This window comes from Maribacter confluentis, from assembly GCF_030505015.1.
Taxonomy (GTDB): Bacteria; Bacteroidota; Bacteroidia; order Flavobacteriales; family Flavobacteriaceae; genus Maribacter; species Maribacter sedimenticola.
The window spans coordinates 4,302,334-4,322,655 of the sequence record NZ_JAUKUC010000001.1 but is presented as its reverse complement, the minus strand read 5'-3'; the positions used below and the strand labels follow the sequence as shown (position 1 = coordinate 4,322,655).

General features: G+C 37.3%; 17 protein-coding genes. 8 read left to right on the top strand and 9 right to left on the bottom strand.

The features are described 5' to 3' along the window. Positions 1–38: 38 nt before the first annotated feature. Positions 39–1,370: a serine hydrolase domain-containing protein gene (locus tag Q2T41_RS18975; protein WP_304437365.1), complete on the top strand. Its 1,332-nt coding sequence runs from the start codon at positions 39–41 to the stop codon at positions 1,368–1,370. 485 nt (positions 1,371–1,855) lie between these two features. Here the strand turns inward: Q2T41_RS18975 and Q2T41_RS18970 are convergent, their stop codons facing one another. Continuing rightward, positions 1,856–2,698, bottom strand: coding sequence for a 1,4-dihydroxy-2-naphthoyl-CoA synthase (locus Q2T41_RS18970; RefSeq protein ID WP_304437364.1), 843 nt, complete (start codon positions 2,696–2,698; stop codon positions 1,856–1,858). 181 nt (positions 2,699–2,879) lie between these two features. On the opposite strand from Q2T41_RS18970, the gene Q2T41_RS18965 reads away from it, so the two are divergent. Together Q2T41_RS18965 and Q2T41_RS18960 are read left to right on the top strand one after the other, a co-directional pair. Next, a complete protein-coding gene (locus Q2T41_RS18965) occupies positions 2,880–3,608 on the top strand; it encodes a phosphatase PAP2 family protein (RefSeq protein WP_089260411.1) in 729 nt (242 codons plus the stop codon). 68 nt (positions 3,609–3,676) lie between these two features. Continuing rightward, positions 3,677–4,438: an SDR family NAD(P)-dependent oxidoreductase gene (locus tag Q2T41_RS18960; RefSeq protein ID WP_304437363.1), complete on the top strand. Its 762-nt coding sequence runs from the start codon at positions 3,677–3,679 to the stop codon at positions 4,436–4,438. A 45-nt stretch (positions 4,439–4,483) separates the two neighbouring features. Here the strand turns inward: Q2T41_RS18960 and Q2T41_RS18955 are convergent, their stop codons facing one another. Continuing rightward, positions 4,484–5,179 (bottom strand): LytR/AlgR family response regulator transcription factor, encoded by a 696-nt coding sequence (locus tag Q2T41_RS18955; protein ID WP_367186902.1) that lies wholly within the window; start codon positions 5,177–5,179, stop codon positions 4,484–4,486. Beyond that, positions 5,179–5,994: a sensor histidine kinase gene (locus Q2T41_RS18950; protein WP_304437362.1), complete on the bottom strand. Its 816-nt coding sequence runs from the start codon at positions 5,992–5,994 to the stop codon at positions 5,179–5,181. The genes Q2T41_RS18955 and Q2T41_RS18950 overlap by 1 nt, the downstream gene beginning before the upstream one ends. A 219-nt stretch (positions 5,995–6,213) precedes the next feature. Between Q2T41_RS18950 and Q2T41_RS18945 the strand changes: the two genes are divergently transcribed. The 3 genes from Q2T41_RS18945 (at position 6,214) to Q2T41_RS18935 (ending at position 8,845) form a co-directional block, all read left to right on the top strand. Continuing rightward, positions 6,214–7,386, top strand: a complete 1,173-nt coding sequence (locus tag Q2T41_RS18945) for a metallophosphoesterase (protein WP_304437361.1) — start codon at positions 6,214–6,216, stop codon at positions 7,384–7,386. Between the two features lie 178 nt (positions 7,387–7,564). Then, positions 7,565–7,894: a DMT family transporter gene (locus Q2T41_RS18940; protein ID WP_304437360.1), complete on the top strand. Its 330-nt coding sequence runs from the start codon at positions 7,565–7,567 to the stop codon at positions 7,892–7,894. Positions 7,895–8,245: 351 nt separating this feature from the next. Beyond that, positions 8,246–8,845 (top strand): hypothetical protein, encoded by a 600-nt coding sequence (locus Q2T41_RS18935; RefSeq protein ID WP_304437359.1) that lies wholly within the window; start codon positions 8,246–8,248, stop codon positions 8,843–8,845. A gap of 207 nt (positions 8,846–9,052) precedes the next feature. On the opposite strand, the gene Q2T41_RS18930 is transcribed toward Q2T41_RS18935, so the two are convergent. The 4 genes from Q2T41_RS18930 to Q2T41_RS18915 form a co-directional block, all read right to left on the bottom strand. Next, on the bottom strand, positions 9,053–10,291 hold the full coding sequence (locus Q2T41_RS18930) for a glycosyltransferase (protein ID WP_304437358.1): 1,239 nt from the start codon (positions 10,289–10,291) through the stop codon (positions 9,053–9,055). Positions 10,292–10,396: 105 nt separating this feature from the next. Further along, positions 10,397–11,908 (bottom strand): DEAD/DEAH box helicase, encoded by a 1,512-nt coding sequence (locus tag Q2T41_RS18925; RefSeq protein WP_089260420.1) that lies wholly within the window; start codon positions 11,906–11,908, stop codon positions 10,397–10,399. Between the two features lie 97 nt (positions 11,909–12,005). Beyond that, positions 12,006–12,935, bottom strand: a complete 930-nt coding sequence (locus Q2T41_RS18920) for a 2-hydroxyacid dehydrogenase (RefSeq protein WP_304437357.1) — start codon at positions 12,933–12,935, stop codon at positions 12,006–12,008. Positions 12,936–12,938: 3 nt separating this feature from the next. Further along, positions 12,939–13,448: a DUF6155 family protein gene (locus Q2T41_RS18915; protein ID WP_304437356.1), complete on the bottom strand. Its 510-nt coding sequence runs from the start codon at positions 13,446–13,448 to the stop codon at positions 12,939–12,941. Positions 13,449–13,620: 172 nt separating this feature from the next. Between Q2T41_RS18915 and Q2T41_RS18910 the strand changes: the two genes are divergently transcribed. Continuing rightward, positions 13,621–14,484: a sigma-70 family RNA polymerase sigma factor gene (locus Q2T41_RS18910; RefSeq protein ID WP_089260423.1), complete on the top strand. Its 864-nt coding sequence runs from the start codon at positions 13,621–13,623 to the stop codon at positions 14,482–14,484. A 759-nt stretch (positions 14,485–15,243) separates the two neighbouring features. After that, on the top strand, positions 15,244–16,539 hold the full coding sequence (locus Q2T41_RS18905) for an interleukin-like EMT inducer domain-containing protein (protein ID WP_304437355.1): 1,296 nt from the start codon (positions 15,244–15,246) through the stop codon (positions 16,537–16,539). Between the two features lie 57 nt (positions 16,540–16,596). Here Q2T41_RS18905 and Q2T41_RS18900 read toward each other — a convergent pair whose 3' ends face one another. Both Q2T41_RS18900 and Q2T41_RS18895 read right to left on the bottom strand, forming a co-directional pair. Then, positions 16,597–17,934: a YaiO family outer membrane beta-barrel protein gene (locus Q2T41_RS18900; RefSeq protein ID WP_304437354.1), complete on the bottom strand. Its 1,338-nt coding sequence runs from the start codon at positions 17,932–17,934 to the stop codon at positions 16,597–16,599. Continuing rightward, positions 17,934–20,318, bottom strand: coding sequence for a sulfatase-like hydrolase/transferase (locus Q2T41_RS18895; RefSeq protein ID WP_304437353.1), 2,385 nt, complete (start codon positions 20,316–20,318; stop codon positions 17,934–17,936). Before Q2T41_RS18895 ends, Q2T41_RS18900 begins: the two co-directional genes overlap by 1 nt. Between the last annotated feature and the right edge of the window lie 4 nt (positions 20,319–20,322).

Sequence of the window (20,322 nt, the reverse complement as noted above, 5' to 3'; positions counted from 1 at the left end):
TTGCTTTTGATAAATTTACATAAAATGAAAAGTTGCGCATGAGAAAAATAAAATTACTTCTGGGTATTATACTTGTAGTGGTCGTAATACTGGCTTATTTTAATTATCCCAAACTGAACCTTATTTCTGGTTATGCGGCAAAAAATATGGCATCTAGCGTGTATGTAGCCGGTAGAAGTACTGAGGATGTTCAATTTAATGATCATGACATGCCCTTGATAAAATTAGCCAATGCAACGGTTTCAGATCAAGAACATACGGCCAGTGCAAAAGTCTACGGATTAATGGAAAGAACGGCATTTTATAAAGAGGGATTGGGTGCGGTATTGACCAATAAAGAATATAGCCAACATGCGTTCAATACGGTTCCTCACAGAAAAACAAAAAAAGATACCTTACCTTTTCCCTATGGAAACAATGGCCTGACCGATACCCTATTGCCCAATGTTGATTATGATCAGGTGGAGGTGGCGCTAAACAATGCCTTTCAACATCCCGAGGAAAAAACAAGAACATTATTGGTAGTCTATAAAGACCAGATTATTGGTGAACGGTATATTAATGGATTTACCGAGGATACTCCAATTCTAGGGTGGTCTATGACAAAAAGCGTTCTGGCAACATTATACGGGATATTGCAATACCAAGGACAAATTGATGTCACTGCTCCAGCTCCCATTAAAGAATGGCAAAATGACGGGAGAAAGGCCATTACCATTAACAATTTGCTACGTATGCAAAGCGGATTGGCATGGGAAGAGGATTATTTTAAAATATCGGATGTTACGAAAATGCTGTTTTTAGATTCTGATATGACCCTTGCACAACGCAAGAACGAAATGATTGCCCCACCCGGTGAAATCTGGAACTACTCCTCAGGCACCAGTAATCTTTTATCGGGTATTCTTCGCAATCAGTTTGGTAGCCATCAAACGTATTTAGATTTTCCATACAAAGAACTTATTGATAGAATTGGAATGCATTCCATGTTACTGGAAACAGACTTGGAGGGAAACTATGTTGGCTCTTCTTACGCTTGGGCCACTACGCGAGATTGGGCCAAATTTGGACTATTGTACTTACATAACGGTAATTGGAACGGTGACCAACTGTTTTCAAAGGAGTGGGTGGACTATATCAAAACACCTACACAAAATTCCGACGGTAAATATGGTGGACATTTTTGGTTGAATGCCGGTGGAATTTTTCCGGATATACCAACCAATGTATATTCTGCGAACGGATTTCAAGGTCAGCGTGTTTTTATCATTCCCTCAAAAGATATGGTTGTGGTCCGTACCGGCTTGGAAGAACAAACCGATGAACAATACAATACCTTACTGTCCGAAATTTTATTGGCTATTCAATAAAAAACAAAAAGTTTAGCTTTTTTCCTACAAAACCACATTTTTGAGCCCTTTCACAACAGAATCCTCTAATGTGGCAACAATAGTTTCTCAAAACTAAGGATCATTTCTACATTTACAGTGTTATAAAAAACGAATTAAATTTTTTCATTTTCATATAGTGTTCTCGTAAAAGAGTCTGACCTTCAAATGGTTAGACTCTTTTTAGTTTAGGGTAATTCAGTTTACTGCTATCAGTTTCCATTAGCAGTTTCCAGTTATCAGTTTCCAGTAGCAGTAGTCAGTTTCTGAATACATAAATGATGTACTCTGTATTATGTATCACTTAAAGTGTACAAAAACGCGAAGCGTTTTATACTAGCGACCATCAACGGACAACCATCAACGGACAACCATCAACGGACAACCATCAACGGACAACCATCAACGGACAACCATCAACGGACAACCATCAACAGACAACCATCAACGGAAAACCATCAACCAACCTACGGTAGCCAATTGTCTTTTCCAAAATCAGGTTTACGCTTTTCAAGAAATGCGTTCCTACCTTCTTTGGCTTCTTCCGTCATATATGCCAAACGGGTTGCTTCACCCGCAAATACTTGCTGGCCTACCATACCATCATCTGTGAGGTTCATGGAGAATTTCAACATTTTAATTGAGGTAGGCGATTTTTCCAATACTTCTTGGGCCCACTGAAAAGCGGTATCTTCCAATTCATCGTGGGGTATAACGGCATTTACCATACCCATTTCAAAGGCATCTTGGGCAGAATAGTTTCTTCCTAAAAAGAAAATTTCACGTGCCTTTTTTTGTCCCACCATCTTTGCGAGGTAAGCAGAGCCATATCCACCATCAAAACTGGTAACATCGGCATCGGTTTGTTTAAATATGGCATGCTCCTTACTGGCTAATGTCATATCACATACAACATGCAGGCTATGTCCACCACCAACGGCCCAACCCGGGACTACGGCAATGACCACCTTTGGCATAAAACGGATCATACGCTGTACTTCTAAAATATTAAGACGGTGTTGCCCATCAGCACCCACATATCCTTTTTCTCCCCTAGCCTTTTGATCACCACCACTACAAAAAGACCAGATTCCGTCTTTCATGGAAGGTCCTTCCGCAGATAAGAGTACCACACCAATTGACGTATCTTCCTGCGCATCATAAAAGGCCTTGATCAGCTCGCTTGTAGTGTGCGGTCTAAACGCATTACGAACATTGGGTCGGTTAAAAGCAATACGGGCTACACCATTACATTTTTTATAGGTAATATCATCAAATTCAATAGCAGTTTTCCAATTGGGTGAATTCATAGTCTATAACAGGTTTTTTAAGGTATAAAGATACGGTTTAGGCGCTTACCCAACCAAAAATACCTATATCGCCAAACTATTAAAATTTCAAAATAACACGTAAAAGAGTCATTTATCCAATGCATTGTACTATTAGATTTAAGCAAATACCGCTAAGTTTACGGTCTTATTATTGTTGATTATGAAGCAATCACTTTTTACGTTTATAAAGAAACTACGGGAGTTTTTAGAAAAAAAATTACATCAGTACAATACAACCTTACCGTATGTGATTACGGTTGTCGTTGCCTTAATTTTGGTAGTAGGTGGAATAAACCTGTTTATTGAACTTACAGATACCTTAAAGACCGAGACCTTGGCCATGTACGATACTCAGATTACCGATTATATAATTTCATACCGTACACCGGCATTGACAAAATATTTTATATTCATGACAGATGTAGGGGATTTTCACGGTTATTTAATTGTTCTGGCAATTTTTTTGTTACTGTCACTTTTGGTTTTTAGGCGGTGGAAATACGTAGTACAGGCTACGTTAGTGTTAGGTTTGGCAACAGTTTCCAATATGATGTTGAAACGATTTATTGACCGTGCGCGCCCTGGAATTGAACATTTGGTCTCCGTAGAAACATTAAGTTACCCCAGTGGTCATGCCATGAGTGCCATGGCATTTTATGGTTTTCTAATGTTTTTGATGTATAAATTCAACATACAAAAAGTGGCAAAGGTTTTACTTATGTTTCTTTTGGCACTTATAATTCTAAGTATTGGCATCAGTAGAATCTATTTAGGTGTCCATTTTCCATCTGATATTGCCGGTGGTTTTATAGCCGGTGCCATTTGGGTAATTTTTTGTGTTTTAGTTTTCGATTTGATCGAGCTGTTTAGAAGAGATCCAAAGACCTGAAATCCATAATCCGGGAGAGGGCATATTTGATAACTATTTTTAACTTTGATACCATAAACTATTGAAACATGGAAAAGCGAAAAATAGCATTGGTAACAGGAGGTAGTAGAGGGTTGGGAAAAGAAATGGCACTGCGCATTGCGGAAAAAGGTTTGGATGTCATACTTACCTTCCATTCCAATGAAGATGCCGCAAAGGATACGGTGCGTTCTATTAAAGATATGGGGCAAAAAGCAATAGCCTTACAATTGGATACGCGCAAAGTAGCGGAATTTGACACTTTCTTCAAGAACATATCTACGCACCTAAAGGATACGTTCCAGCAAAATACGTTCGATTACCTGATCAATAATGCGGGAACGGGTATCTATAAGCCCTTTTTGGATACCACCGAAAGTGATTTTGATGAGATGATGAACATTCATATAAAGGGTGTATATTTCCTTACCCAGCATGCCGTACCGTTGTTGACCGATGGCGGGGGAATCATAAATATTTCTTCAGGATTGGCACGCTTTTCACTGCCTGGCTCGTCTGCATATGCCAGTATGAAAGGTGCGGTCGATGTATTTACAAGATACTTGGCAAAAGAATTAAGCAATAGAAAAATCAGGGCCAATGTTGTTGCTCCAGGTGCTGTGGCCACAGACTTTGGCGGTGGCGAAAATAAAGAGAACGATAAAAAAAGAGCCTTAATTAGTCAAAATACTGCATTGGGCCGCGTTGGCGAACCAGAGGATATAGGTGGTATTGTAGCATTTCTATGCACCGAAGATAGCTGTTGGATCAACGGACAACGTATTGAGGCCTCTGGAGGAATCATGTTGTAATACTTACTTAAACAAGAGAAAAAATCCGAGTATTTTCAACAATAGTCACAATTTTAGACTAGTCTTTAAATTATCTTTATAATGTTTCCCAATGGGGATTATAATATCATTTATACGTATTCTGTTTCCTTCAATCGTTTGTAAATGATTCTTAGATATTATAAAAGATTTATGTACTTGTATAAACTGGCTTGAAGGGAGCAGTTCCAGAACATCAGATATTTTTTCTCTAATTACTATGGTGCTCCCTTTTAAAACTACTTTCGCATAGTTGCCCGCGGCCTCAACATATAAAAGGTCTGCAAGCTTAACGTGCACATGTTTCTTATCACTATACAGAAATATGCTATTTTTTAATGATGTATGATGTGAATTGGTAGTTGAGCTAGCCGTGAACGACAATGCCACTTTGTTCACCGCCTTTAAAAATCGCTCAAAACTGAACGGTTTTAATAAATAATCGGTAATGTTTAATTCATACCCTTCAAGGGCATGTTCTTGATATGCGGTCGTAACAATAACATGTGGTGGCTCGCTCAAGGTTTTTAAAAATTCAAAACCTTTCAATTTGGGCATGTTCAAATCTAAAAAAAGCAAGTCTACCGTATGCTCACGTAAATAGTCGAGGGCCTCTAACGCATCATAACAATTCTTCATGAGTTCCATATGCGGTAATAGGTCACAATATTCTTTAATAATATCATGTGCAATGGGCTCATCGTCTATAATTAAGTACCGCATTATAAGAGTAATTCAAGTTTAGCTTTATAGATACCATTTGTTGAAGTAATTGAAAAATTATGCTTCTTAGGATACACCAAATATAACCTTCGTTTCAAATTCTTTAGACCTATCCCCTCTTTTGTTGATGTATTTTTAGCATCAAAGTTATTTTCAATTTCAAAAACCACTCTTTGTGCATTACCCGTAAGGTTAATATGAACATACCCATGTTCAGTTAAATTCTCAACACCATGCTTAAATGCGTTTTCTACCAGAATTATGAATAACAAGGGCATAATACTAGCATTTACTTTAATAGCTGTCTTAAATTGAATGTCGATGGGCTTATGATATCTAATTTTTTGTAAATCGATAAAATTTTGGATATAGGCGGCCTCTTCGTCTAACGTAACCGTAGTCCGTTCCCCTTCATAGATACTATACCGCATAAGTTCAGATAGCTTAAGAATTAACTTCTTGGTCTTTTCGGCATCTTTATCTACCATTCCATATATATTGTTGAGCATATTGAAGAAAAAATGCGGATTTACCTGTTGCTGTAAATGCATGATTTCATTCTTCTTGGTCTCATTACGTAAGGTTAATAAAGACGATAATTGAGAAAGTATCCAAAGTATGCCTAGTACTAAAAGAATGGTGTAATATATAATAATTAGAATACCGATGGCAATTGGGTAATCTTCTAAAAATACTACAGATTCATTACCGAGAATAATAAACTCATAGGCCATAATCCCTAATGGGATGGCGATAGAAACAAGTGCAATAATCTTTACAGCAAGCCAATTCTTTTTTTTAAGTATCGAAATCATAGTACAAAAGTAATAGAATCTATAAGGTCGAGTAGTAATTGTGATGAACGTACTTCTTTGAAGGACATACATCATTGAGCATGCTATTAATGAACTTTTCGAACCAATTCTTTTATGTGTCCCTCAAATGCGACTACTCATCACAAAAATGTAAGTATACAGGTTTGTCCCTTCATCTTTGTCATCATCATAAAACGAACAGTTATTAAATCAATCCACATGAAAAAACAAATTCTCCGCTATTTTAAACACATTTTCGCAACCATTTTTATAGTATTGGTAATCGGTATCATTGTCGTCATATCTATGCACGGTAGTATTGGTTACGGCACCAATCCACAAAGTACACACCTAGATAAAGAAGGGCCTTATGTATTCTATGAGAATGACAGTACAATGGCCGTCAACTATATAAAAGGAAACAAGAATGATGGTTTTTATTTGGATGAGCAACAGTACGCATCAACCCAAGAAATAAAGGCAAGTTGTTTTTTCCCATTGGATTCAACCACGTTTCGGTTCACTATAGAATCGGAATTTGAAATCCCACAAAGTACCTATTCTGATGATGAACCCATTTTGGCAATTTCAGATATAGAAAGCGGATACAAGACCTTTCGTGATTTTCTAATTCAAAACAAGGTGATCAATAACCAACTGGATTGGACTTTCGGCAAAGGGCATCTGGTTTTAGTTGGTGATTTTGTAGACCGTGGGTTTTCTACCACTCAAGTATTATGGTTCATTTATAAGCTAGAACAGGATGCTAAAAAACAAGGTGGCAACGTTCATTTTATTTTAGGTAATCATGAGCTGTACAATTTACAGGGTAAGTATACATCGGCATCATATAAGTATTACGGAGTTGCCTCTATATTAGGCAAGCAGCACCACGATTTGTATAATGAACAATCATTTTTAGGTAGGTGGATGGCAAGTAAAAATACCTTAGAACATATTAATGGCGTATTGTTCGCACATGGTGGTATTGATCCGGAAATCGCTAATCATGATATTACTATCGAGCAGGTAAATACTATTAATCGTGCGTACTACCGGAAATCTTACTTTCCAAAACCCGAAGAAAATATTGCGCAATTAATAATTTCAAGTAAGACGGGAATATGTTGGTATCGCGGTTATTTTAAAGATGCTATATCGCAGGAAGAAGTTGAAAAAGGCATTCGAAAATTTGGTGGAAAAGCCATTGTAGTAGGACATACGATTCAATGGAAACCAAAAAAATATTTTGAAGGAAAAGTTTTGGCCATAGATGTAAAACACCCTAAAGATTACAATAAAAACTGGCCCACTAAAAGTTCTGAAGGCCTATATATTGATAAGGACACTTACGCAAGAGCCTTGGCTGATGGAACTAGAAAAGAACTTTAATACGAATATCTCATTTAAAAATAATACTATCATGTGGCTACTTATACTCCTTATATTGAGCATATTACTGTGATTATAACGTACTTCATTTGTTACGTAAAGATTAAAGCATTTTTTAACCGTTTTAAATTTTTTAATCCATTGTAATTTCGACCTTTGTTGGATAATTATTTGATGAATGAACTGGATTATCTTAATTATTGCCGGCCTATTTGAAGTAGCATTCGCCTTTTGTTTAGGAAAAGCAAAATTAGCCACCGGAAACGAAATGTATATGTGGTACGGCGGTTTTTTGGTTTGTTTGTTGGCAAGTATGACCTTACTGATAAAAGCAACGGAAAGCTTGCCGTTAGGGACTGCATATGCCGTATGGACAGGTATTGGTGCCGTAGGCACGGTGTTATTGGGCATTTTAGTGTTTAAAGAACCGGCAAGCTTTTGGAAAATCTTTTTTATCGTGACATTAATAAGCTCCATCATTGGACTTAAGGTGGTTTCGCATACTTAGTTTTTACACAATAACTTACCAGCTTTATATTAGTATTAGTTAATAACTTCTTACAAAACAGCGAACTAGGCACTTGATATTAATTGAAAAAACTGCTTACTTTGATATATCCCCCTATAATATTTTTTTGCAGAGCTTGCTGGAGTATTGAAACCCTTTTTGGTTACTTGTTGAGCGCAATATCCATAGTAACGGCTTGGCTTATATAAGCCATTACTTAGGATATGATTAAAGAACTACGTGACTTCATTACACCCTTAAATCTAATAGCGCTCAATGTCAGAGGTCTATTAAAATATAAAAGAACTTGCCTATTCTGAAATATGAGCAGGACTAAATTTTTCAAAATAAATGGCTAAAAGAAAAAGAACTAAAAGAAAAAAGAATCAATCCAATACATCCCTTGCCAAACGACAAAGAGCAATAATAAAAGCTCTATCAAATAAAAAACAAAATCAAAGCGAGAAGGATTTGACTTTGTTTAATAAAGTCTGGAATTATAGGAAATGGATTTCATTTTCTTTAATTTTTTCTCTTGTCGTTGTTTACTTCTCATATTATCCTAAAAATTTAATTGTTAGTGAAAAATTAGTTAATCCTGAATATGTATCTTCAAATGCTATAATTATCCATAACCCAAACAGTTATTCTATAGATAATATTGACATACTTGTTTATGGTACAGGCGATATTATGTTAAACAAAATGCTTTACATGAAAGATTATGACATTGGAAACTCATATCGTATTTTTGAAATACCCGCTTATAAATCAAGTTCGGTACAACCGCTTTTAATAAAAAGTAATGAAGTGAATAGTATTGAGAATGCTCATGTTAAAATAGTCTTGAAATACAAAACACCTTGGTTGTATAATAATATCATTAACGATACAACATCATTTAAATTAACCCTTAACTCATTAGGTGAAATAATATATTTGCCTGAATGATTTATTTAATACTTTTTTAATTATGTGCATAGTTGATAAAGTATTACGGAGGTTACAGGCCAAACAGTGTTTATATTTCATTGCTTGAGAAATGAGTGTTATTTTATCTTTTTGTCGCTTACGTGGCTACTCTCGCTTGTAAAAAAAGGCAATCGACCGTCACAAGAAACAAAACATAGACCCCCTGATAATTACCAATCCCAACCATCACCCCTTATTCTTCTCTTCTATCCATTTGCCCATAAACTTTGTTGCGCTCATGGTCTGGTGCTGTAAAAGGCCACCGATAAAATTTTGTGTTCGGTGATGTTGTAAACCTGTTTGGAGTTCCGTTACTTTCTGTAGTAGTAGATGTGCTAGGCTCGTCTCTGAATATAAAGTGTTTATAAGGGTCTTGCCCTGTTCTTGTGCTTTGTTCCAAGCAGTGGGTATGGTATATAAGCGTACTGCCGCTTCTACAAATGCGGTATGGTCATTTTCTATATAACCGTTCCATTCCAAAATTCCGTACATGCCTTCGGCACCAATGGTAGTCGTTACACTTGGCGTTCCATTTGCCATAGCGGCTACTAATTTTCCTTTGATTCCAGCTCCAAATCGTAGCGGTGCCAAACAAACTTTTACAGCAGCCATCACCTTATTTACATCGGCTGCCCTACCCTTTACCAAAAACCTTTCTTTGGGGTTATGCATTTCTAAGACTTGTTGGGGTAAATAAGCGCCATAAATATGCAGTTTTGCCTCTGGTAATCGTTCATGAAGTAAGGGCCAAATAATTTGTTTAAGATATTTTATGGCATCTATATTGGGAGCATGTTTTCCGCCACCAATAAAAAGGAAATCCGTTCGCTGATCAAAGGTTTTCCATTCTTTATCTTCCGGAATCTCAGGTAACATAAAAGGGAGTAACAAAAGTAGACTTTTATCTATTTTGACAACATCGGTCAACAATTCTAACTCATAGCTAGAAATAATCAATGAAAGGTCGCTCCGATATATACTTGCAATTTCCCGTTTCGTTTTATCGTCCTGTAACCAGGCATCGGTCGTAAACTCAACTCCCTTTTTAAAACAGGTTTCCCGTACATGACGCAGTGAATGTAAGTCTTCGGTATCTAGAATTCGCAATGCATTAGGGCACTGTTCCGCCACACGCCATCCAAATTGTTCTTCGGTCAAAAATCTGTCGAACAACACCGCATCGGGATTCAATTCCGCCACAAAAGCATCAAATGAACTATCGTTCATTTGTATAGCCTTTGTTTTATATCCGCAGGACTCTAAATCTGCCGAATGTTCAGACGTAGATGCGGCCGAAGCAATGGTAATTGAATATCCGTCCCGTTTAAATACATCTAATAATTGCATCATACGCACTCCCGCTGCCGTAGAAGCAGGTTCCGGCCATACAAGGGCAATTACGAGTAAAGATTTAGAATGATTCAAGGAGCTGATTTTTCGAATTGATTATGCGTGCTTTTTAAGAAATACAAAATACGTGAAACAATAATCAAATAGTAATTTACAGTTAACAATGACGATAATCAAATACTACATTTTAGCGGCAAACTTTTTGGAGATTTTTGAACGTAATTTACGCTCATAATCTTCCTCTAGCCACTCTTTATAATTCTTGGTATTGTTCATGATGCAGTATGAATACTGACGAACACGGTATTTGATTTCCTCTTTCAGTTTTTTCGCAAGAATACGGGCATCAAAAACATCCTCAGAATTTTCTACACAAATTTTTGCGTGTTGTTCAATACTTTTCTCTAATACCAATTTAGATTTTTCACCGTTGGCAAAACTCTTTTTGTATTCTGCCTTGATGTCAAAATCTATATCTGTGGATTTGGCAAACTCCGCCCGTAGATCCGCCGGCATTTCATATACGAACTCACGTTCAATTTCTTCATCGTTCTTGATGTTCTCCAAATAAAAATCCGGAAAATGAAATATTTCTTGCCAATCGATACCCGCATTCCACAATCCAAAACGGGCCACATTGTTACCCATATCTATAACGTTGAACTCCTCTTTGTTGGGCAAATAGCGCGAACCACGACCGATCATCTGAAAATACAGTGTCAACGATCTTGTGGCCCTGTTCAGTATGATGGTTTCTACACTGGGTTCGTCAAAACCAGTGGTCAGGATACTCACGGAGGTTAAAATGGCGTCCGGTGTTTCTTTGAACCATTGTAGAATTTCACGACGTTCGCTGGCACTGTTCTTGTTGTCCAAATGCCTAATGTTATACCCAGCCTTTTTAAACGTTTCGCAAACATATCTAGAGGTATTGATACCGTTGTTGAATATCAATGTCTTTGTACCTTTTGCAATATCATTATAAGCCGATACCAGTTTGTTCAGCATATTATGGTTCCCATAAAGCTCATCTGATGATTTCACGGTATAGTCACCACTAATACCCAATTTAAGGGTCTGGAGGCTTACATCGTAATTATACATATTGGCCTTGGCCAGAAACTTTTTCTGAATCAAGGATTCTATGGACTCCCCAACGATCAACTTCTTATAGTTGTCCTTCATTGGCAATTTAATATTTGAGCTAAGCGGTGTGGCGGTAACCCCAATGATCACACTTTCCTCAAAATATTTGAACAGTTTTCTAAACGAATTGTAGTGGGCCTCATCTATGATGACCAGTCCAATATTATTGATTTCAATTTTTTCTTCCTGCAGCCTATTGTTCAAGGTTTCTACCATGGCCACAAAACACATGTATTCGTTCTGGTCCTGCCATTCCTTGACTTCACTGTTAATAATTTTGTTCTTGACCCCAAAACCTTTTAGCATTCTAGAGGTCTGTAGGCTCAGTTCAATACGGTGTGTAAGGACAATGACCTTTTTTTTGGTTTTCTCTATATATCTTTTGGCAATCTCCGAAAACACTACGGTCTTACCTCCGCCCGTGGGCAATTGATATAATAAGTTGGAATTATCCTTGTTCTCGTCTAAAAACTTAAAAATGCTGTTTAGATCGTCCTCTTGATAATCGTACAAGGTTTTTTCCGTAGTTTCTTTTTGTAGCTTCAAAAGGGTTGTAGGCGTTAATAGGTTAATAATGCAAAAACCTTATAAAATTATGTGATTTTTATGGGTAAAAGAAATATAAATCCTGAATTAAGAAATATTAATAGCCCTTGTCCATATCTATCTTGTTTTTTAGCTCCTCCCCGTTTTCCAATCGATAATAGTTCTCTATCAGTTGAGGGACTACGGAATCTGTATCTGACACACTTGCATAATGCGGGGTCATATGAACCTTTTTATGGTCCCAGAAAGGATGCGCCGTTGGTAAGGGTTCTTTATGGTAAACATCTAGGCACGCACCGGATAAATGTCCGTTATCCAATAGTATTAATAGGTCTCCATCAACCAAATGTCCGCCACGTGCCACATTGATAAGATAGGCTCCTTTGGGAAGTTGTTCCAAGAGCGATTTGTTTAAAAAACCTTCCGTTTCCGGAGTCAATGGTAACAAGCATACCAATAGTTGTGTAGAAGTGAGGAAAACGTTGAGTTCGTCTTTCCCGGCATAAGTGGTCACATGGTCAATAGTTTTCCTGCCCCTGCTCCAACCTTGGACCTTAAATCCTACTTTGGCCAAATCCTTTGCGGTTAGTGCCCCTAGCTCCCCAAGACCTAAAATACCTACGGTGGTATCCTTTATCCGTGTATACTCCACGGGCTGCCACAAATTGGCCACTTGTTGCTGTTTGTAAAGATTTAAATTTTTAATGTGCGCCAAAATTACCGCAAGCACATGTTCAGACATATCACTGGCCAATAAGGGGTCAACGATACGGGTAATTGGAATGTGCCGTGGACGTGTTGGATCCTCAAATATATAATCTACCCCTGCACCGGCAGAGGCTATACATTTTAAGTTAGGATAACCTTTGAGCGAACCGGCAGGATGCTTCCAGATGACCGCCATAGTAATTTCCTCCTTAGGATGCTCTTCCAGATAACTATACACTTTTAACGAGCTGTCCGCATTAAGGAGAGCATTCTTCCAAAGTGCTATTTTTTGGTCTTGACGAATGATAACTATTGCCATATACTATTCTATTATATCCAAGGCCTTTGAGAAATCTTCCTCTAACGGCCATCGCTGCTGTTGGGTTTCTTTATAAATCTTTACTATTCTAGTCTTAAAATCAGGGAAAACACCTTGGTTGACCGTAAACTGTATTACTTCATTAAAAGAATTGAGCATACTTTTATAAAAGGAATCCGCTACATTTCTTTCCAAGGAAAATGTTTGTGCGATCTCCAGGTTATAGCACATAACATCTGCAATTAAATTGGGTTCTACCCCTAATTTTATAAAATGTTTAATGAATTTTTGGGCTACGGAACGCCGTGCCCTTGGGCGCTTTCTTCTAACAGGAAAATATTCATTGGATATTTTGGCCTTGGCCTCCTGTATCAATTTGTCCTCTTTAGGATTAAAGGCAAAATCGTAATAGGTCTTTACCGCAGGAAATTTTGTATACAATTCCAGTATCTGTTCTTCCAACGCTTTTTTTGGCATTTTGGAGAGGTATGTCTTTAAGGCCCTTTTACTCATAAAACACGTCTGTAAAACATCAAAAATACACCATACACGGTTAAAGACCTAAATACCTAATTCTTTGTTAAAGCTAATAAATCCTGTAGAACTATAATGAAGTTTCCTTGGTAAAGACAATAAATTGTGGTATACTGTAAACTTGTATAACTTCTAAATTCCATACACACATATGAGGCAACTAAAGATTATTAAGCAGGTAACGAACCGTGAATCAAAATCACTAGACAAGTACTTGCAAGATATCAGTAAAATAGATTTGATTACCGCAAATGAAGAAGTTGAGTTAGCACAAAAGATAAGGGAAGGTAGTCAAGCAGCTTTGGAAAAGCTAACGACAGCGAATTTAAGGTTCGTAGTATCCGTTGCAAAGCAATATCAAAATCAAGGTTTAAAATTACCCGATTTAATTAACGAAGGAAATTTAGGATTAGTAAAGGCGGCGAAAAGATTTGATGAAACAAGAGGTTTTAAATTTATCTCTTATGCGGTATGGTGGATCAGGCAATCTATTCTACAGGCCTTGGCAGAGCAATCAAGAGTTGTACGTTTACCATTGAACAAGATAGGTTCTATCAATAAGATCAAAAAGACATTTTCTTATTTGGAACAGGCGCATGAACGTCCGCCATCTCCAGAAGAAATTGCAAAAGAACTTGAAATGACCGTTTCCGAGGTGAAACAAAGTCTTAAGAACTCTGGCAGGCACGTATCTATGGACGCACCGTTACGAGAAGGGGAAGATTCCAACCTTTATGATGTTTTGCGCTCAGGCGAATCTCCTAGGCCAGATAATTCCTTATTGCAGCAATCCCTAAATACCGAAATTAATAGAGCTTTGGATACCTTGTCCCCAAGAGAGGCAGATGTTGTAAAACTATATTACGGTATTGGTGACCAACAGTCCATGACATTGGCAGAGATTGGGCAAACGTTTGATCTGACCAGGGAACGAGTTCGTCAGATTCGTGAAAAGGCGATCCGTAAATTGCGTCATGCCTCAAGAAGCAAATTACTGAAGACCTATTTAGGCTAATAGCAGCCTACTACCACAAATAAAAAAAGCGTCCATTATAAAATGGACGCTTTTTTAGTTAACAGGGATATAAACCTATGAATAGGTTAATTTACTGATATTAAAATTTACTAGAATGTCATTTAAATCCTGAATAAAATTCTGATAGGATGAAAAATCTTGGTTTTGATGTGCCATAGGTTTGTTTTTTGGTTGATTCAATTGGAAAACATTCTACATGTAATCCAATTCGGCTAATTCGTTTAAACTTAAAATTTCATTTAAATCTTGAAGAAACACTAAGTATTCTTCACCGTAGGTGTCATAAAGCATGTGCGTAGGTTTAATTAATATTAATTTGGGTCATTAATTTCAATGAAGTAAATATAATTGTAAGACCATGCTGCGACAATTAATTGTGGTGAACTATTTTAATTTTGTTGTAAAACCTACAAAAAAGTGATGTTTGAGTTTTTAAAATCACCTTGAGCCCTTATAAAATAGGGGTTTTGAGAGGTGCCGTTTATCTATGATATTGGTTTTTTATCGATATTCCGTCACATTGGCGGCTATATATTTCATTATTAAATATGTAATTGGACCACCAAATAATTAAAAATAATATACTTAATCCATTTATTGTCCTAAGTTTTTGCAGGTAAAAGGTGCGTAATGCACGAATAATATAGTGGCTTGTATTACAACAATATGAACCCCAATTTTCCGTTAATCATATAATCATTTTACCTAAAATATAGCAGTAAACAATTCCGTATAGCAATGAAAAAATTTTCCCCTACCCCTATCCATTTTATCCGATTTACATTTGTGTTACAAGTTGTAATGTTATGCGCTTTTTTTCAAGGGTGGGCCAATGTAATTGAACCTTCGCAAAAAGAAGGTATTTCATTTGCAACCCTAGAATTGAACAGTCATAGTTTTAATGCCAAAAAAAGAAGCTCGTTTAATTATTTATCCCAACAAGAGCATTTGGAACGTGGTCTTACCATCATTCATTTTATAAATGCCGACCAACTTGAATACAAAACATTTGACACCTATGGAAGTAAGGACGAGGCGCAGGAATTTATTACAGTCTTGAGCACTATGATTGCAGATGAAGCAAATATGGCCATTTTAGCACATGATTCCGCTGCAGCCAGTCTAGGGGATGTTACTAAGGCCTTACAGGACTTGGGGTTTGTACAACTAAGTAATTTAAAGGGTAGACAAGCATATATCATGCATAATTTTAATGCAACGATTACAGAAGAAATTCATGATACCAGCATTGTTAAAACAGTGGAAATACCTACAAGTATTGGTAATCAAAAGGAATATTTCCCTAAGATCAAATATGAATTTGAACCCAATATAAATCGATATATTGCCCATGCAGGTGGTGAGGTAAATGGGGTAAAATCCACGAACACCAAAGATGCCCTAGATCAAAACTACAAAAGAGGGTTCCGCTTATTTGAATTGGATATTATTACCACTTCGGACGGGCATTTGGTGGCTGCACACGATTGGAACATGTGGGCCAGATTTACAGATTATACAGGTAGCCTGCCTCCTACACATGAACAGTTTATGCAACAAAAAATTTATGGGGACTATACTACCATGGATATGCATGGCATCAACGCATGGTTTAAATCACATCCAGATGCAATTCTGGTTACGGATAAGGTAAATGATCCTATTGCTTTTGCCGATGCCTTTATAGACAAGGACCGTCTTATTATGGAGCTGTTTAGCGTTATGTCCGTTGAAAAAGCTTCTGAACATGGTATCCAAGCCATGATATCCCAAGAACCGCTGCTTGCCATTAAGGGCGACAAGATTAATTTTCTTAAAGTAAACAATGTTAAATATGTGGGCCTATCCAGAAGAATGATAGCCAGTCAAAACAAACTGTTATTGAAATTAAGGGAAGCCGGTATAAAGGTTTATGTATACAACGTAAACTTTGATCCCGGCAAGGATGAGCAATATGTTCAGGATAATGAATTGGGATTGGTCTATGGTATGTATGCAGATAAGTGGATTTCCGATATGAAAATCCCTAAATAGCGCTATTTTTCATACAAGATGTTCGACTTAAAGTAGGATTGATAAAAGGGTAACCTATTAAAAATTAAATTGATAGGTCAATCCTGCAGAAAAGGAATAAAAATAGGTGCCTGGTGCAAATGATTGCTCTTGTCTAAGCACTCCTATGTTGGTACGGTAGGCGCTAAGATTGTTCTTGCTCGTAAATTGATATTCAAAGCTCAACCGTTGAGATTCAATATATAGCAAGGTTTCTGCCAATAACTGATCTCCTGAAGAGAACTGTCTTAATTCCGGTGAAAAACCAATACCAAAATTGAGGCCCATATAATTTTCCGCATCCTTTAAATATTTACGGACCAATATATTTCCTGAGGCTTTGGTCAGCTCAGCTTCCTCTCCGGGCGTAATAAAGGAACGTAATGAAAAATAATAGTTGCCCCTATAATACCCTAGTGAATTAGTAATCGATTTTACATTTCTGGTGGCAAAGTTGATAAAGCGCCCACCACCGGAAAATTCTATACCACTCTTATGGTTGTAATATACATCTCCTCCTACCTTGTGATTGGGGAATAGTTCTGAATTTGAATACCCGTAATTAACATAGGCATAGAATCCTTTGGCAATTTTGGGGTACATATCAATATCATATTGAAGGCCGTTCTTTCCTTGACGGCTACTAAAGTTTAATCGTGGAATTATACTGCCAAATTCGGTTTGCCGTTTAAAGGAGATACTTGAGGAAGTAATGGGGTCAAAACGCTGGTCAAATACGGTAACCGAACTATTTACCGCTACCCTATTTTTCTCTACTTCTTCCGTCACAGGAGTTTTTCTGATACTATTTTCCTTGTTTTGCGAGGCTACCTCATTTTCTGGTTTACCAGCATTATCCATTTTCTTTTTAGCTTTCCCAAAAGTGGTGATTTTACTATCCACATTATACCACCCATTTTCTGGATACGAAGTTCCTTGGACATTTTGAAAGGCTAAATCCTTGAGTCGGACAAGTTCGGTATCATCATTTATGTTCACCAATGCCTTGTTGGCCAATCCTAAGGCCGTAGCATAATTTTTGGCGTAAAGTTCATTTTTAATGGCGGAAATCCATGCTTCTCTATTTTTCTTGTCCGCACTTAGCACTTTGTTGAACTCATTGCGAGCTTGGTCGTAACTCCCCTTCCAGCTTAACGTACTGGCCCAAAGAGCGGTCACTTTCGTATTTTGCGGCTGTTCCTTGGCCAAATTGCCCAATATGGAATTGGCCTTGGATGTTTTGCCTGCAAACGCCAAGTCATAGGCACTATCATAAGTAAGGGAATACCCGGTTGAATTTTCTGGAGATTGCGCATAAATGCCTCCTAAGCATAGGATGAAAAACCAAAGAACGATATGTTTCTTACTGCTATTCATTATTTAGTTGCTGCCAAGGAATTAGATGCCGTTAATTTGGTTTTAGAAGCAATCTTAATACCCGCTTTTCTTGCCAATACTCTTGCACGATCGATCTTGTCCTTGATTTCATGGGCGCTGGCACTATTTTCCTCAACGATGTACGTTAATTCCAGTCCTTCCTTATAATGGTCTGACCAGTAATAAATATCAAATAGAGCTGCATAGGAGTCTATATAATTGGGATTTACTTCAATACATTCCTTTAAGATCCTAATGGCTTCCTTATGGTTGCCTTTCCAGGAATTGACCCTTCCCATAAGGATTTTGGTGTCGATATGGCTAGGCGCTTCAGAGAGATTATAACGACATAACAAAAGTGCTTGGTCCCATTTTTTGTTCCATGCCAAATCCCTGGCCTTAAAATAACCCTTATCAGAATCTTTTCCGTCATAAACACTATTGAGCCATACCGTTTCGCTATCCGTAAATTTTTCTTTTTGTATCGTAAAAATGGCCAAACTGTCGGGGATAATTTTATTTTCGCTCGTAACGTAATGGTTCATGGATTTGAAGGATTCTAGCTGCGACTCTATCTTGGATCCACTACTGAACGAAGAACTTACGTTCATATTATCCTCCAGCTCCACTACATCGCCATCCGTGTAAAGATTATCGCCACTTATATATTCCTTCAACTCATTCTTATTACGCATTAAGGGAATATTTTTGGTTGATCTGAATGAGGTTTCCATATCTATGGCACCGCCCATCCAAGCTACTTTTTTGGGCATTTTTAATTCATACCGATTTTTGAGCATGGATAAAATAGTTGGGGTCACATCAAAATGAGAAGAAACCGAACTCATCTTGCGCATACGCTTTAACATAGGGCTGTACATGATCAGCGGTACGTGAAAACGGCTTATGTTATTTCGTTGCGGAATAGGAATTAGCCTATGGTCTCCTGTGATTACGAAAATGGTATTCTCATAATTAGGTTGTGATTTATAGGCGTCCATGAACCATTTTATGGACTCATCTGTATATAAGAGGGTTGCGAATACATTATCGTTCTTTTCAATAACATTTTCTACCCTGGAGTCATAATTTCCTTTTTTCAATAACTTGGATACTTCCTGCTCATAATAGGCTTGGTTTGGCGGAATAAAAGGCTCATGGGTGCTAATGGTCATATAGACCTCTAGCCTTGGCTGTTTTTCCGCTCTAGGCAAACTGATGCTTTTCTTGAACAATTCCTTATCAGGATACCCCCATGAGGAGCCGGCGGCATCCTCTGCCTGTTGTTGGTAATTGACCCCAAAACCAGATTTATCCAGCACAAAGTCTATGTTTTCACTCTTAAGAAACCGGTCTACCTTATCAAAAGAACTATTGGTTCCTTGATAGAACGAGGTATGGTATCCATTGTTCTTAAGTACACTAAAAAGGGTCAATTTATTTGGAAATTCATCCAGTTCCATAAAGCCACTTTTACCGAAAGGCAAGGAACCCAATAAGGATGGCAATACGCCAAAGGTTCTACCGGTATTGCTCAAGAAGTTCTCCCAATAGAGCGACTGGGTGCTCAAAGAATCCAAGAATGGTGTAAAGCCACCATATTCTGCCCCTTCACCCATAAAATCACGCCCAAGACCTTCTACCATTATAAAAACGATATTTGGTTTTTCCTCTTTCAATTCAAAATATTCACCAAGTACGTTCTCTACCGTAGGATTTTTAATAAGTGGATATTCTTCATTTGAAGTGTAGGTATTGTCCTCCGTACTACTGTTATAGAGGTTTATTGCCAAATACTGTGTTTTATTTTGGTTAATGGGTTTACCATCTGTAAACAATGATCCTAAAAATAAACTGAACAGAATGATTGTAAAAGGATACATGCTGCTTATACGGTGATAAAATTTGGAAGTAACCCTATACAATCCTAAAAATATACCGATTAGGATAACTATACCAATAAATAGGTAAATGGAAAGCATTAATCCGCCAGAATTGGCAATGGTGATTTTAATGTCGGAATAGCTATACCCCAGAAGATCAGATCCCAATGGAACCAATGTGGTACAATAATACCCTATCAGCATGGCTTCAATTATAAGTACAATGCCCAATAACACAAAGACCAGGTTAAAACCATATCTAGGCCTTAAATTTTCCCAGAAATTAAAAGGAAATACCATAATGATGCCCATTAGCGCAGTAAACCCTATTTGGTGAATAACCGCTTTCAACAAGCTGGTAGACCAAATGGTATCCAAAACACCCTTAAAATAGAGTATGCCGTATTGAAAAAGCGTTAATACGAGCAAGCATCCAAAAAAGGATATCATAAGCCTGGTATATTGCTTTAAGGTATATCTATCTAACTGACTTGTATTCATTTTT